This is a genomic window from Solibacillus sp. GQ1 (genome assembly GCF_059758555.1).
Window position 1 is genome coordinate 418137 of the sequence record NZ_JCAXEX010000001.1, and the last position, 14484, is coordinate 432620.

Genomic DNA, 14484 nt, shown 5'->3' on the forward strand with positions numbered 1-14484 from the left:
GACAGCATTTAGCTGTCTGTCAGAAATATTAATAAATCGCTTTCCGCTCTTTAATAACACGAATATTTTTTAATGTACTGTCTTCAGGTCCTTGAACAGGGAGACCTGCTTCAATATTCATCTTAATAAAATCGATATTGCTTTGCGTAATTATTTCCCCGGGAATAAATATTGGAATGCCCGGTGGGTACACCATTATAAATTCTGCGCAAATATATCCTTCTGCCTGTGCAAGAGGAATACTTTCCGTTTGTGCATAAAATGCATCACGCGGCGTCATGGCAAGAGCGGGAATTTCAGGTATTTGAACATTTGTTTCAGTAATCGATGCTTCCGATTCGAAGTTTTTCGACATACGTGTCAAAGCATTGACAAGTAAATTAATTTCTTTTTTCGAATCTCCAATTGTTACTAAGCATAAAATATTGTATAGATCGGACAACTCTACTTCTAAGTTAGCGTTATGACGTAACCATTCTTCTGCAACATGGCCGGTAATGCCTAAATCTTTAACGCAAATTAACAGCTTTAACGGATCCATATCAAATGTAGCCGAAGTTCCGAGTTTTTCACGTCCTACACAATGTAGATGCGGAATTGCATTAATGCGTTTACGGGCATCTTTTGCCAAACGGATTGCTTCGTCCAATAAATCATATCCATGGACAGCAAGCTGGCGACGTGCCGTATCTAAAGACGCCAGTAAGGGATAGGAAGTCGATGTCGTTGTTAGCATGGAGAATACAGCCTGTACTCTTTTGGCTGTTACAAGGCCTTCTCTGACGTTTAAGACAGAACTGCCTGTCATGGAGCCGCCAAGCTTATGTGTGCTCGTAGCAGCCATATCCGCGCCGGCCTGCATTGCAGATAACGGCAACTCATCATGGAATTTAATATGAACGCCATGAGCTTCATCCACAATTACTGGAATATTACGTGCATGTACAATTTCGACAATGCGTTTTAAATCTGCTACAAAACCGAAATATGTCGGGTTGATGACAAGTACGGCTTTCGCATCTGGATATGTCGTCAATGCGCGCTCAACGGACTCTGGTGAAATACCATGAGAAATGCCGAGCTCACTGTCAACTTCCGGATGGATAAAAATAGGGATAGCACCTGCAAAAACAATCGCTGACATAATCGATTTATGTACATTCCGCGGTACTATAATTTTATCGCCTGGGCCAACGACAGTCATAATCATCGTCATAATGGCGCCACTAGTACCTTGCACGGAAAAAAATGTATGGTCAGCACCAAAGGCTTCAGCAGCAAGGTTTTGTGCTTGCATAATCACACCTTTAGGAGCGTGTAAATCATCTAGTGGAGCAATATTAATTAAATCAATTGATAAAACGTTGTCGCCTACAAATTCTCTGTAAGCTGGATCCATACCTTGCCCTTTTTTATGGCCTGGGATATGAAACTGGATAGGGTGTCTGTTGCGATGCTTAAGTAATGCATCAAACAAAGGAGTCTCTAACTGTGACAACGCAGGTACCACCTCACTATATAGTATTTTTTAAAAACAAATGAATTATAGCACCTATTAAAGTTGCTGACTATATAAATATTTTAATCAACTGAATTGACAGTTATTATTTTAGGAGGAATAACAATGAAATGGCAAACAAAAGTAACTGATTTACTACAAATTCAATACCCGATTATTCAGGGGGGATTAGCATACCTGGCCTACTCGGAGCTTGCTGCAGCGGTTTCAAATGCAGGAGCCCTAGGACAGATTACCGCAATGAGCTTGCCGTCACCGGAAGCGTTAAAAGAAGAAATAAAAAAAGTGAGAGAAATGACAGATCGGCCATTTGGAGTAAACTTTGCGATAGGAATGCATGGAAAAGGATACGAAAAGATGATCGAGGTGGCTGGTGAAATGGATGTACCTGTAGTAACAATTACTGGGGGAAATCCTGCACCGATATTCGAAATATTAAAAGATGCATCATGTAAAAAACTTGTACTCGTTGCTGCGAAACGACAAGCTCAGAAAGCTGAACAGCTGGGAGCGGATGCAGTTATGGTAGTTGGACAAGAAGGCGGTGGCCATTTAGGAAGAGATGATGTCGGAACAATGGTGCTCGTACCGCAAGTAGTCGATAGTGTATCGATTCCGGTTATCGCTTCAGGGGGAATTGGAGATGGTCGAGGATGGATGGCAGCACATGCATTAGGGGCGGAAGGAATTGAAATGGGGACACGCTTTATTGCGACAAAAGAATGTGTACACGCTTCTCTAGCATATAAACAGGCACTGATTGAAAGTGAAGAAACGGATACGACGATTATTAAACGCTCGATCGGTGCACCTGCCCGAGTAATCCGCAATGCATTTACAGATGAGATTTTAGAAGTAGAGCAAAAAACGCCTACATATGAAGCGCTGAAATCATATATTAGCGGTGAAGCAAACAAAAATTTCATTTACGGTGGCGATGCGACAAAAGGTTACGGCTGGGCGGGTCAAGTAACGGGATTAATTCAAGATGTACCGACAGCTGAAGAATTAATTCAGCGTATGGTTGTACAAGCGGAAAAAATCCGTTTAAAATGGGGTCAGTAATAATTAAAGGCAGGTAATAACTATGGAATATTCATACCCGTTATCGACGGACTGGACAACCGATGAAATGGTCGATGTCGTACGCTTTTTTGAAGTGGTGGAAATGGCTTACGAAAAAGGGGCAAAGCGTGAACTAGTCATGGCACGCTACAAACGATTTAAAGAAATTGTACCTTCCCAGGCGGAAGAAAAAACAATCTGCCGTGAATTCGAACAGGCAAGCTCTTATGTACCATACCGTGTCGTAAAGCTTGCAAAAGAATTAGCGGACGGGCAAATTGTGAGAATGTAATAAAAACGAAGCTGTGACAGAAGAAGTTCTTGGATAAGGCAAGGCATATAAAAAAATGTATCTTCTGTACAGTAAAGAGCAGCATTTTTCTCCACGAGGAAAATGCTGCTTTTAGTTTAATTTTAAGAATTTTTAAATTATTTTTAAATTGTTGGAATGTTTAGCAGTCTTTTGTACATATTAATAATAAATGGATGCAATTAACCTTTGATGACTTCATAAACAGGGAGAAGCTCATCAAATGTTTGTTCAGCCAATTGCAGAAATTGTTCTGCAGACATTTTAATTGCTTCATCTGCAGGTATACGACGCCCAACAAGAAATTCTCCTTTTTTTACATCACGCAGGCGTATAAGGAGCTGTTCAAGCTTTTCGGTGCGCGCTTCTTTTAAAGAGATCGTATCTGGTTGCATATGATCGCCGGAAAGTACGTAATCATCGGATAAATCTTTAATCACTTGCATATTTTTCAGTAAGCGCTGTGCCATTTCCTCTTTTTTCGGCGCTTCATAAATCACTGCAACAACGATGAAAAGGTGCGTACCCCATAACCCAATCTGGAAATGCGGCAGAGCTTTATAACCACGCTTATAAGGAGCAAATGCAACCCAGGAATCTTTTGGCGGGTTTACAGTACGGCGGGCATGTTTCGCAACATGACCGAAAAACTCTTCACCTGTTTGTGCACTGAAATACCCTGTAAACGTTTCTGATAGTTCATTAAACTTCGGTCGGATAATTGTTGTTAAAGCTTCCATACGTTCATCTAGACCGTCAATATCAAATACTTGGAAGTCTGCTTTAGTCCATTTGACAATACTCATTTTTATAATTCCTTTCGATTTAATGTTTATTTTATTAATTTTTTGGGAAAAAATCTTGTAATAGAAACTTTATACCAATGGAAAACATTAAGGGTGAGGCTAGAAGTCTTAATGAATTACTCATATTATCCAGTTTGGTTAAAGTCTGAAAAATTATGATGAGGAAGTGATTTATTATGAAACAGATGATTAAGATTATACGCAAAGTTGATATTGAAAAGCAATACGAAGAGATTTTAATGTTGGAAATGGATTATGAACTAGCAACACTCTATGCGGCGATGAATGACAAAAATCAATCTGAAATTGATAAATCTAAAAAACGATTAACAGAAATTCAAGAGGAATTAAAGGGTTTACATGCATATGCGTAACAAAAAAACTTTTCCAAAATAAAAAATCACTTGCCGACGTAAGAAAGCAAGTGATTTTTTGTTATAATAAGGATACTTTAGAAATGCTCAACATTTTTACATATATATAAACTAGCGATTGTTGTCGGAAGGTGGATGAACGATGGATATAAGAAAACTGGATGAATTTGCAAAAGAAATTATTTTTGAAGCAGGAAAAAATATTCGAGCAGCATTTTCCTATAATATTGAAATCGAAACAAAGTCGAATCCCAATGATTTAGTAACGAATATAGATCGGGAAACGGAATTATTTTTTATTGAAAAAATAAAGGCATTTAATCCGGACCATCGTATTTTAGGTGAAGAAGGAATGGGCGAAAAGGTTGAAAATCTGGAAGGTGTTGTATGGATTATTGATCCGATTGACGGCACGATGAATTTTGTGAAGCAGCATCGTCATTTCATGATTACAATCGGTATTTATGTTGATGGTATCGGGGTACTAGGTTACATATTTGATGTAATGAGGGAAGATTTATTTAATGCAATTGCAGGTGTAGGGGCATGGTATAATGATTCTCCCCTGCGTAGATTGCAGCCGGTGAAAATCGAAGAGGCGGTAATCGGCATCAATGCAAACTGGGTTACGCCGAATAGTCGCATCAATCATGAAAAAATTATCGAACTTGTTCGTACGGTGCGCGGTACACGTTCTTACGGTTCGGCTGCTATGGAAATCGCCTTTGTTGTAAGCGGGAAGCTGGATGCCTATATGTCCATGCGCCTTGCACCTTGGGATATTGGCGGGGGAGTCATTATTGCAAAAGAAGTAGGGGCCATTGCGACAAACTTAGAAGGCAAAGATTTCGATTATTTATCGAAAGATACATTCCTAATCGCCAACCCTTCTATTCATCAGTTAATTTTGAATAAATATATTGAAGAAAAAAATAAATAAGTAGGTATGACAGAAGTAGAAATTAATTGGACCTCCAGCGGGAATAACGTGACGCCTGAGACTATAGGCGTCACGCCCGCGGAAAGCGTCCAGGAATGGAAATCAATTTTGAAGTACAGCAAAAAACCCCCATTTTTCTCGCAGAGAAAGATGGGGGTTTTGGATTATGTCACCGAAGTTTTTATTTCTATAGTAAACCTTGATCTCGGAATTTACGTTTTGTCTTAAATGCCATACCGAAAATTCCACACATAACGATAACACCTAAAATAACACCGATCCAGCCTGTTGTTTCATATTTTGGCCCTGTCATGAAAACAAGTGAAAATGCAAAACCAATACTAATCATTGAAAGAATCGCAGCTAATGCGTAAATAAACATTACAAATTTTGCTTTATTCATCGTTCATACCTCCATATACTTTTTATATGTGACAATAAATGTAATTAATTATTGTGAAAAGACATTTAATCTTTCATGTGCTATAATATCACAGTTAAACAATTGAAAAAAGAATATGGAGTGGAATAATGACAAATTTACGTCAAGATATTCGTAATATCGCAATTATTGCTCACGTTGACCATGGTAAAACAACGTTAGTAGACCAATTATTAAAACAATCAGGGACTTTCCGTTCAAACGAACGTGTTGAAGAACGTGCAATGGACTCTGGTGACATAGAGCGCGAACGTGGAATTACGATTTTAGCAAAAAATACTGCAGTAGATTATAACGGTACTCGTATCAACATCCTTGATACGCCTGGACACGCAGACTTCGGTGGAGAAGTAGAACGTATCTTAAAAATGGTGGATGGCGTTTGTTTAGTTGTCGATGCGTATGAGGGTTGTATGCCTCAAACACGTTTTGTATTAAAGAAAGCATTGGAACAACGTTTAACACCAATCGTTGTAGTAAACAAAGTAGATAAAGATTCAGCTCGTCCACTGGAAGTAGTAGATGAAGTTTTAGAATTATTAATCGAGCTAGGTGCAGATGAAGATCAATTAGAATTCCCAGTTGTTTATGCTTCTGGTGTAAATGGTACAGCATCTTTAGATCCAGACCCAGCAAATCAAGAAGAAAACATGACTTGCCTATTCGAGAAAATCATTGAAGCAATCCCAGCACCAATTGATAACTCAGAAGATCCATTACAATTCCAAGTAGCATTACTTGACTATAATGACTTCGTTGGTCGTATCGGTATCGGTCGTGTATTCCGCGGTAAAATTTCAGTAGGTCAACAAGTTTCTCTAATGAAATTAGACGGTACAGTGAAAAACTTCCGTGTAACAAAAATCTTTGGTTTCTTCGGTCTTAAGCGTGAAGAAATCGAAACAGCAATAGCTGGTGACTTAATCGCGGTTTCAGGAATGGAAGATATCAACGTAGGTGAAACAGTTTGTCCAGTTGACCACCAAGAAGCGTTAACACCATTACGTATTGATGAGCCAACATTACAAATGACATTCTTAGTAAACAACTCACCATTCGCAGGTCGCGAAGGGAAATGGGTAACTTCTCGTAAAATTGAAGAGCGTTTACTTGCACAATTACAAACAGACGTATCTTTACGTGTAGAAGATACAGAATCACCGGATGCATGGACAGTTTCTGGTCGTGGTGAGCTTCACTTATCGATCTTAATCGAAAATATGCGTCGTGAAGGTTATGAATTACAAGTTTCTAAACCACAAGTAATCATCCGTAACATCGATGGCGTTAAATCTGAGCCGATCGAGCGCGTACAAATCGATGTACCTGAAGATTCAGTAGGTTCTATTATTGAATCAATCGGTACTCGTAAAGGTGAAATGCTAGATATGATTAACAACGGTTCTGGACAAGTACGTTTAATCTTTAACGTACCAGCACGTGGTTTAATCGGTTATACAACTGAGTTCATGTCAATTACAAAAGGTTTCGGTATGATGAACCATACATTCGATCACTACGCTCCAGTAGTAGCAGGTAAAGTTGGCGGCCGTCACCAAGGTGTATTAGTATCTATGGAAAACGGTAAAGCTACAACTTACGGTATGATGGGAGTAGAAGACCGTGGTACATTATTCATCGAGCCAGGTACTGAAGTATACGAAGGTATGATTGTTGGTGAAAATACACGTGATGCTGATATTACTGTTAACATTACAAAACAAAAACAAAAAACAAATATCCGTTCAGCGAATAAAGACCAAACGAATGTTATTAAAAAACCTCGTATTTTATCACTTGAAGAAGCATTAGAATACTTAGGTGATGACGAGTATTTAGAAGTAACTCCAGAATCAATCCGTTTACGTAAACAGATTCTTGATAAAGGTGAACGTGAACGTGTTGCTAAAAAGAAAAAGAACGCTGAGTTAGAAGCTTAATTGGCGTCATTAAGGAAAGGTTGAGTGATGTTGAATATTACGGCTGTGTTTGGTAGCTATTTAAATTTAGTATTACTGGCAACGGTATCTACAAATGAAAGTGATTACGTGTTTAATCGTATGTCTGGAATTACAAGATATTTATACGAAAATTTACCGAGCTACGAAATAGCTGGCTATGCAACATTCGTTCTTGTATTCCTTATGTCGGCAATTGTATACAAACTTGGTTTTGCAAAAAAGCTTTCATTCGGCAGAAATGTCATCATCTATACTTTCCTGTTTATAGGGTGTATGGTGTTAACGTTTTTAGCTCTATTTTTACCGATGATTGAAGGTTTAATTGTAGCTGCGTTAATTCTGATCATTTATAAATCACGTTTATGGCGTGAAAAACGAGAAGAAGCGAAACAGCTAAGTTAATAGAGAGGGGGATGTGTTAATTTGGACACATTCCCTTCTTTTTTAAGTCGGTTTAATTGAAAACACTTTATTCGGAGCGTTATAATTCATTACTGGGGATAATAACTAAAATGGAGTAGAAAAAATGAACTTTACTAAAAAGCAAATTTTTATCATTGTTGGATTAGCGCTAATTATTATATCTTGCGTTATTTTTATACCTGCAGTATTATCGGCGAAAAATGAAGATAATGCAGCAGCGGAATTAAGTGAAATTTATAACGATCAATTTGTCGTTACAAAATCTACGGCACCTGCAATCGGTGATGATTTTGAAGTGACGGTCCAGTCTGAAACATCAAAAATAGTGTATGATTTTGAAGTAAAAGACGGTAAATATTTTGGCGAATATTTTGGTGAAAATGTAAACATGCAGGTGAATGAACTGATTCAACCAATCGTTGGGGAAGAGATATTAGTTATGTCGAATGTCTTCCAGGAAGGCTTGGAAGAACAGACAGCACTTGAAAATGTGAAAGCGGAAAAAGCTACTGTGCACTTATTAGTGGACGCTGAAGTTTCAGAAGCAACATCACAGCAAATTGCAGATGCTGTAAAAGCACAATTCGGCGAAATACCAGTGACTGTTGAAGCGTATGTTGTTGATGAAGAGCGTGTTTTTGAAGGGGTAAAAACAGAAGTATTAAACTTCTTCCAGTTAAGCAAAATCAATGGAAAAAGCTTTGTCGACTTTAAATTCCACGAACAGTCTTTTGAATATTAATAAAAATGCGACGAGCTCTTTATGAGCCCGTCGCATTTTAAAATTCTTCATCAAATTTCGATGATGTTCGGAAAAAGCGGAATTTTCCTGTTGCTATTCGTTTACGGGTGTTCTCGGAAATACGTTCCGAACATGTTGGGCACATAAACGTATGGATTGGACGATTGCGTAATTTTTTTGCTAAAGGTAAATCGTTTGGTAGTTCATGTAGTGTATCGCAAATGACACATTTTACACGCATGACGAAATCCTCCTATTGAATACGAATCGCACGCACATTTTTTATTGGATTTTCAACATTTGAACCATCAGCAAATAGCACATGTACTGGTCCATCTTCTAAAAGTGGCTTTCCTTCTTGGCTGAATTTAAAAATGAAACTTTCAGCCTGCTGTAATGGAAATGCAAATTCCTCGTCTGTTGTACATTCAAAAACAACTTCATTTGCTCCATCAGCAAGTTCGGCATTTTTCAAAAATGGTTTGATTTCCATTCCGAATGTGCCCGTCATCATGCCTTTACGGTCAAATTTACGTTCTGTTTTCAATGTAGGCGGAAATACTGCACCTTCCATAATTTCACGCGACCAGTGTGCACCCATGTCACGTAAATATTTTTCGTTATTTTCTTCAACTTTTTCTGAAACAAAATATGTATTCAGATCCAGTTTACGATCATCAAAAATCCATACAGTAGGATCTAATGTTAGTTCAAATTTAACCGCGCCTTTAATTGGAATGATTGTTTCGGTCATTTGTAAGTCCCCCTTCACTATGTTCCTTCATAATTATAACGCGATTCCTCATAGAAAGAAATATAATTGAATTGAATGCAAAACATACAAAGACACTTGCATTTTTGAATGTAAAAAGATACACTTTACTAAGATAGAATCGAAGAAATATCATAGATGGGGGCGTCCTCATGGATACGAAAGCACAAGCTTCCTTTCAGGAAAAAGCATTAGAGCTGTTAACTGCGGATGCAGATAAAATTGCTCGATTAATTCGCGTACAAATGGATAATCTGACAATGCCATCTTGTCCGTTATATGAAGAAGTTTTAGATACACAAATGTTTGGTTTATCGCGTGAAATTGAATTTGCCGCGAGACTCGGGCTGATCGAACGTGAAAAAGGCAAGCAAATTCTTGATTCGTTAGAGAAAGAGCTTTCTTTATTACATGATGCGTATACAGACAAATAAAAGAAAACTCAAACGCTACATTGCGGTTTGAGTTTTTTTTTCAAAGATGAGGTTTATAACATGAAACAATATTTTAAAAATTATTTTCGCAATTTTGATTATGGGTTGATGTTCGTTTACATTTTGTTAATGTTATTTGGACTTGTCATGATCTACAGTTCGAGTATTTGGGTTTCTATTATTCAATATGATGCAAATCCGAACTTTTATTACAATCGGCAGCTCGTCAATATAATTTTAGCGCTGATTTTGTTTACGGTCGCTGTCATTACGCCATATAAAAGATTATCCAATAAATCTATATTAGGTCTTTTGCTGGCAATTATGTTTATACTAGAGTTATGGCTTTTAATAGCCGGCAAAAATGTTAATGGTTCCAGAAGTTGGATCAGCCTGTTCGGCCTTATGAATTTCCAGCCGTCAGAATTTGCCAAACTCTTTATTATTATTTTCTTTGCGGGAACTTTTTACCGTAAAAGTATGAACCGGGGTTCGATGCAGCTGTTAACATTTGATGATGTGTCGTATCCGTTGGGCATGTGGTTATTTATCGTACTTGTTGTCGGTTTTGAAACCGATCTCGGTGCACTAGTTATTATTGTAGCCATTGCACTTGTTGTTGTAATTACGAGCGGACTTAGAGGTAAGACGCTCGGCAGAATTTTTGGACTGCTTTCGGCTTTAGGGGTTGTCGGAATAATCGGGATTTTAATCTTTAAATGGGACACGGTTTTTAACGCAAGTCGAAGAGGCCGTATTACTTCCTTTATAGACCCTTTCAGTGATCCGCTTAATTCCGGTTATCATGTAGTCAACGGATATTATGCAATCGGAGCAGGAGGTTTGGAAGGTCGGGGGCTCGGGCAGTCGATTCAAAAGCTGGGGTATGTACCGGAACCGCAAACCGATTTCATTATGGCAATCATTGCCGAAGAGTTAGGGATTTTTGGTGTATCAATTGTTATTCTTGGTTTAGGCTTTATTGTGATGCGCGGTTATTATATCGCGATGTCAACAAAAGATCCGCTTGCACGAATGTTAGCGGCGGGCATTTCTACATGGATAGGATTACAGACTTTTATTAATTTAGGTGGATTATCGGGACTTATCCCGTTAACCGGAGTAACGTTACCTTTTATAAGCTATGGCGGTACTTCTATATTATTGCTCTCAGTGGCAATGGGGATACTTATTAATGTATCCACACATCACAAATTGGAAAAAAGAAAGTAATTGGGGGTTAAGGAGAAATGAAGTCGATTCAAAAGATTTTAGTTGCAAACCGAGGCGAAATTGCAATCCGTATTTTACGCGCCTGTAATGAGTTACATATTAAAACAGTGGCAATTTATTCTCGTGAAGATAGCGGATCTTATCACCGCTATAAAGCAGACGAGGCATATATCGTTGGCGTAGGTAAAAAACCGATTGATGCTTATTTGGATATTGAAGGCATCATTAAGATTGCGAAAGAGGCAAATGTGGATGCGATTCATCCTGGTTACGGTTTTTTATCGGAAAATGTTGATTTCGCGCGCCGTTGTGAAGAAGAAGGTATTCAATTTATTGGACCGACTTCTAAGCATCTTAATATGTTTGGCGATAAAGTTAAAGCGCGTGAACAGGCAGTTTCTGCGCAAATTCCGGTTATTCCGGGTACAGACGGTCCTGTAGTAAACTTGGAGGAAGTAGAACAGTTCAGTGAAACATACGGCTTCCCGATTATGATTAAAGCGGCTCTTGGTGGTGGCGGACGTGGAATGCGTTTAGTAAATTCCAAAGAAGAACTGCAATCGGCTTATGATCGTGCAAAATCTGAAGCAAAAGCGGCATTTGGCTCGGACGAAGTATATGTGGAGAAGGCGATTATTAAGCCGAAGCATATTGAAGTTCAAATTATCGGAGATACACACGGTAATATTGTGCATCTATATGAACGTGACTGTTCAATTCAACGACGTCACCAAAAGGTAGTGGAAATTGCACCTTCAAATTCTATTTCTGAACAGCTCCGCAATGAGATTTGTGATGCAGCTGTTAAGTTGATGAAAAATGTCGGCTATATTAATGCAGGTACTGTAGAATTTTTAGTTGCAGACAATCAGTTTTATTTCATTGAAGTAAATCCGCGTATTCAAGTTGAACATACGATTACAGAAATGATTACCGGACTTGATATTGTGCATGCACAAATTAAAGTAGCAGAAGGGCTTGACCTTCATTCGAAAGAGGTCGGAATTCCTGTACAGGACAAAATTCCGCTGTTCGGTTACGCGATTCAGTCTCGAGTAACAACGGAAGATCCTGCAAATGACTTTATGCCGGATACAGGGAAACTGATGGTATACCGTTCAAGTGGCGGTTTTGGTGTTCGTCTGGACGCAGGAAATGGTTTCCAGGGCGCTGTTGTAACACCATACTATGATTCCTTGCTTGTAAAAATTTCGACATGGGGAATGACGTTTGAAGAAGCAGCGGCAAAGATGGACCGTAACTTACGTGAGTTCCGTATTCGAGGTGTGAAAACGAATATCCCGTTTTTGGGTAATGTTGTAATACATGAAAAATTTATAAAAGGTGAGTTTGATACGAGCTTTATTGATACGACACCGGAATTGTTTGAATTCCCGGAACGTAAAGACCGTGGAACAAAACTATTAAACTATATTGGAAATGTCACATTAAATGGATTCCCGGGTGTTGAAAAACGTACAAAGCCGATTTTTGTACAGCCTGATAAGCCAAAAGTAGATATTCTAATTCCTTCACCAGAAGGTACAAAACAAATTCTTGATGCACGAGGTGCAGACGGACTTGTGAAATGGATTAAAGAGCAAGAAGATGTTTTACTGACAGACACGACATTCCGTGATGCCCATCAATCATTGCTTGCAACGCGTGTGCGTACGCAGGATATGCTTGAAATTGCAGACGAAACATCTCGTCTAATGCATGACTATTTCTCACTTGAAATGTGGGGTGGGGCAACATTTGATGTTGCGTACCGTTTCTTAAGCGAAAATCCTTGGGACCGTTTGGAAAAACTTAGAAAGAAAATTCCGAATGTTCTGTTTCAAATGTTGTTACGCGGAGCGAATGCGGTAGGTTATACGAACTATCCGGATAATCTGATTCGTGAGTTCATTCAGGAATCTGCATCTTCAGGTGTGGACGTTTTCCGAATTTTCGACTCGCTTAACTGGATTAAAGGAATGGAAGTAGCAATCGATGAAGTGCGTAATAGCGGAAAAGTAGCGGAAGCGGCAATCTGTTACACAGGCGATATTTTAGATGACAGCCGCGCGAAATATACGGTTCAGTACTACAAAGATATGGCACGTGAACTAGAAGCGACGGGCGCTCATATTTTAGCAATTAAAGATATGGCGGGACTGCTTAAACCACAAGCTGCATATCGACTTATTTCCGAGCTTAAAGATGCGACTAGTTTGCCAATCCACCTGCATACACATGATACGAGCGGAAACGGCATTTACTTATATGCGAAGGCAATTGAAGCAGGTGTTGATATTATTGATACAGCACTAGGTTCAATGGCCGGTTTAACATCACAGCCAAGCGCCAATTCATTGTACTATGCAATGAAGGGCTCTGAGCGTACTGTACGGGCAGATATCGATAGCCTGGAAAAATTGTCTTACTACTGGGAAGATGTTCGCAAATATTATGTTGATTTCGAAAGCGGCATGAATGCACCACATTCTGAAATTTATGTACACGAAATGCCGGGCGGTCAATACAGTAACCTGCAGCAGCAAGCAAAAGCAGTCGGTTTAGGCGACCGTTGGGATGAAGTGAAGACAATGTATTCCCGTGTAAATCTAATGTTCGGTGATATTGTAAAAGTAACACCGTCATCAAAGGTAGTAGGGGATATGGCGTTATTCATGGTACAAAATGATTTAACGGAAGATAATATTGTTGAGCGTGGACAAACGATTGATTTCCCTGAATCTGTTATTGAATTTTTCCAAGGTTATTTAGGACAGCCGCATGGCGGATTCCCGGTGGAAATTCAGAAAGTTGTATTAAAGGATCGTACGCCTATTACAGTTCGTCCTGGAGAATTGTTGCCGCCGGTTGATTTCGATCAGCTGACAGCAGAATTAACTGAAAAGTGTGGACGAGCACCGTCTAAACAAGACGTTCTCGCATATGCGCTTTACCCGAAAGTATTTGAGCAATATACTGATGCTGTGAATGCATTCGGCGATGTTTCTGTACTCGATACGCCTACATTCTTCTATGGATTGAAAATTGGTGAAGAAATTGAAGTAGAAATCGAAAAAGGAAAGACACTGATTGTTAAGCTTGTATCAATCGGCGAACCGCAGCATGATGGAACACGCATTATTTATTTTGAACTGAATGGCCAATCTCGTGAACTGGTAATTCAAGACTTAACGGTAGAAGTAGACGGCAGCATTGCACTGAAAGCCGATCCGTCAAACCCGAACCAAATCGGTGCAACAATGCCGGGTACTGTTCTAAAAGTCGTTGTTAATAAAGGAAGCACAGTAAAACGTGGCGAGCACTTATTAATTACTGAAGCGATGAAAATGGAAACAACAGTCCAAGCGCCAAAAGACGGTATTGTAAAAGAAATCTATGCAAAAGCAGGAGATGCAATTTCAACAGGCGATCTGCTTATTGAATTAGAATAGGATAAGTAACC

At 39.0% G+C, this 14484-nt stretch carries 15 protein-coding genes; 10 read left to right on the forward strand and 5 right to left on the reverse strand.

Annotation, left to right across the window (positions count from 1 at the left end; all coding sequences use genetic code 11):
* Positions 1 to 28: 28 nt before the first annotated feature.
* Positions 29 to 1498, reverse strand: coding sequence for an aminotransferase class I/II-fold pyridoxal phosphate-dependent enzyme (locus tag AC6CH1_RS01885; RefSeq protein WP_251689573.1), 1470 nt, complete (start codon positions 1496 to 1498; stop codon positions 29 to 31).
* Between the two features lie 126 nt (positions 1499 to 1624).
* Here AC6CH1_RS01885 and AC6CH1_RS01890 point away from each other — a divergent pair, with 126 nt between their 5' ends.
* Together AC6CH1_RS01890 and AC6CH1_RS01895 are read left to right on the forward strand one after the other, a co-directional pair.
* On the forward strand, positions 1625 to 2584 hold the full coding sequence (locus tag AC6CH1_RS01890) for an NAD(P)H-dependent flavin oxidoreductase (RefSeq protein WP_498316201.1): 960 nt from the start codon (positions 1625 to 1627) through the stop codon (positions 2582 to 2584).
* A 22-nt stretch (positions 2585 to 2606) separates the two neighbouring features.
* A complete protein-coding gene (locus AC6CH1_RS01895; RefSeq protein ID WP_079524933.1) occupies positions 2607 to 2876 on the forward strand; it encodes a UPF0223 family protein in 270 nt (89 codons plus the stop codon).
* A 200-nt stretch (positions 2877 to 3076) separates the two neighbouring features.
* Here the strand turns inward: AC6CH1_RS01895 and AC6CH1_RS01900 are convergent, their stop codons facing one another.
* Entirely contained in the window at positions 3077 to 3700 is a 624-nt protein-coding gene (locus tag AC6CH1_RS01900) for a YktB family protein (RefSeq protein ID WP_498316202.1), read from the reverse strand.
* 176 nt (positions 3701 to 3876) lie between these two features.
* On the opposite strand from AC6CH1_RS01900, the gene AC6CH1_RS01905 reads away from it, so the two are divergent.
* Together AC6CH1_RS01905 and AC6CH1_RS01910 are read left to right on the forward strand one after the other, a co-directional pair.
* Positions 3877 to 4074: a YkzI domain-containing protein gene (locus tag AC6CH1_RS01905; RefSeq protein WP_008403454.1), complete on the forward strand. Its 198-nt coding sequence runs from the start codon at positions 3877 to 3879 to the stop codon at positions 4072 to 4074.
* A 142-nt stretch (positions 4075 to 4216) separates the two neighbouring features.
* Positions 4217 to 5014 carry an inositol monophosphatase family protein gene (locus AC6CH1_RS01910; RefSeq protein ID WP_427711091.1) on the forward strand — a complete coding sequence of 266 codons (798 nt, stop codon included), beginning with the start codon at positions 4217 to 4219 and terminating at the stop codon, positions 5012 to 5014.
* Between the two features lie 187 nt (positions 5015 to 5201).
* On the opposite strand, the gene AC6CH1_RS01915 is transcribed toward AC6CH1_RS01910, so the two are convergent.
* Positions 5202 to 5417, reverse strand: a complete 216-nt coding sequence (locus AC6CH1_RS01915) for a DUF5325 family protein (protein WP_008403452.1) — start codon at positions 5415 to 5417, stop codon at positions 5202 to 5204.
* Positions 5418 to 5545: 128 nt separating this feature from the next.
* On the opposite strand from AC6CH1_RS01915, the gene typA reads away from it, so the two are divergent.
* The 3 genes from typA to AC6CH1_RS01930 all read left to right on the forward strand — a co-directional run bounded on the left by typA (position 5546) and on the right by AC6CH1_RS01930 (position 8582).
* Positions 5546 to 7396: a translational GTPase TypA gene (gene typA / locus AC6CH1_RS01920; protein WP_251689565.1), complete on the forward strand. Its 1851-nt coding sequence runs from the start codon at positions 5546 to 5548 to the stop codon at positions 7394 to 7396.
* 24 nt (positions 7397 to 7420) lie between these two features.
* Positions 7421 to 7819: a YlaH-like family protein gene (locus AC6CH1_RS01925; protein WP_435368066.1), complete on the forward strand. Its 399-nt coding sequence runs from the start codon at positions 7421 to 7423 to the stop codon at positions 7817 to 7819.
* 124 nt (positions 7820 to 7943) lie between these two features.
* The gene (locus AC6CH1_RS01930) at positions 7944 to 8582 is read left to right on the forward strand and encodes a fucose permease (RefSeq protein ID WP_498316203.1); all 639 of its coding nucleotides are present in this window, start codon (positions 7944 to 7946) and stop codon (positions 8580 to 8582) included.
* 37 nt (positions 8583 to 8619) lie between these two features.
* Here the strand turns inward: AC6CH1_RS01930 and AC6CH1_RS01935 are convergent, their stop codons facing one another.
* Positions 8620 to 8823, reverse strand: a complete 204-nt coding sequence (locus AC6CH1_RS01935; RefSeq protein WP_251689561.1) for a YlaI family protein — start codon at positions 8821 to 8823, stop codon at positions 8620 to 8622.
* Between the two features lie 12 nt (positions 8824 to 8835).
* Positions 8836 to 9336, reverse strand: a complete 501-nt coding sequence (locus tag AC6CH1_RS01940) for a peptidyl-prolyl cis-trans isomerase (RefSeq protein WP_251689559.1) — start codon at positions 9334 to 9336, stop codon at positions 8836 to 8838.
* 170 nt (positions 9337 to 9506) lie between these two features.
* On the opposite strand from AC6CH1_RS01940, the gene AC6CH1_RS01945 reads away from it, so the two are divergent.
* The 3 genes from AC6CH1_RS01945 to pyc are packed head-to-tail and all read left to right on the forward strand — an operon-like array spanning position 9507 to position 14473.
* Positions 9507 to 9788 (forward strand): Fpa/YlaN family protein, encoded by a 282-nt coding sequence (locus tag AC6CH1_RS01945; RefSeq protein WP_251689557.1) that lies wholly within the window; start codon positions 9507 to 9509, stop codon positions 9786 to 9788.
* Positions 9789 to 9848: 60 nt separating this feature from the next.
* Positions 9849 to 11021, forward strand: coding sequence for an FtsW/RodA/SpoVE family cell cycle protein (locus tag AC6CH1_RS01950; protein WP_251689555.1), 1173 nt, complete (start codon positions 9849 to 9851; stop codon positions 11019 to 11021).
* 17 nt (positions 11022 to 11038) lie between these two features.
* Positions 11039 to 14473 carry a pyruvate carboxylase gene (gene pyc / locus AC6CH1_RS01955; protein ID WP_498316204.1) on the forward strand — a complete coding sequence of 1145 codons (3435 nt, stop codon included), beginning with the start codon at positions 11039 to 11041 and terminating at the stop codon, positions 14471 to 14473.
* Positions 14474 to 14484: the final 11 nt, after the last annotated feature.

Excerpts from the sequence above, each read along its gene's own strand:
- typA (WP_251689565.1), top strand. The coding sequence starts at position 5,546 with ATGACAAATTTACGTCAAGATATTCGTAATATCGCAATTATTGCTCAC.
- pyc (WP_498316204.1), top strand. The coding sequence starts at position 11,039 with ATGAAGTCGATTCAAAAGATTTTAGTTGCAAACCGAGGCGAAATTGCA.
- AC6CH1_RS01940 (WP_251689559.1), bottom strand. The coding sequence starts at position 9,336 with ATGACCGAAACAATCATTCCAATTAAAGGCGCGGTTAAATTTGAACTA.
- AC6CH1_RS01890 (WP_498316201.1), top strand. The coding sequence starts at position 1,625 with ATGAAATGGCAAACAAAAGTAACTGATTTACTACAAATTCAATACCCG.
- AC6CH1_RS01910 (WP_427711091.1), top strand. The coding sequence starts at position 4,217 with ATGGATATAAGAAAACTGGATGAATTTGCAAAAGAAATTATTTTTGAA.
- AC6CH1_RS01900 (WP_498316202.1), bottom strand. The coding sequence starts at position 3,700 with ATGAGTATTGTCAAATGGACTAAAGCAGACTTCCAAGTATTTGATATT.
- AC6CH1_RS01905 (WP_008403454.1), top strand. The coding sequence starts at position 3,877 with ATGAAACAGATGATTAAGATTATACGCAAAGTTGATATTGAAAAGCAA.
- AC6CH1_RS01945 (WP_251689557.1), top strand. The coding sequence starts at position 9,507 with ATGGATACGAAAGCACAAGCTTCCTTTCAGGAAAAAGCATTAGAGCTG.
- AC6CH1_RS01930 (WP_498316203.1), top strand. The coding sequence starts at position 7,944 with ATGAACTTTACTAAAAAGCAAATTTTTATCATTGTTGGATTAGCGCTA.
- AC6CH1_RS01935 (WP_251689561.1), bottom strand. The coding sequence starts at position 8,823 with ATGCGTGTAAAATGTGTCATTTGCGATACACTACATGAACTACCAAAC.
- AC6CH1_RS01915 (WP_008403452.1), bottom strand. The coding sequence starts at position 5,417 with ATGAATAAAGCAAAATTTGTAATGTTTATTTACGCATTAGCTGCGATT.
- AC6CH1_RS01895 (WP_079524933.1), top strand. The coding sequence starts at position 2,607 with ATGGAATATTCATACCCGTTATCGACGGACTGGACAACCGATGAAATG.
- AC6CH1_RS01950 (WP_251689555.1), top strand. The coding sequence starts at position 9,849 with ATGAAACAATATTTTAAAAATTATTTTCGCAATTTTGATTATGGGTTG.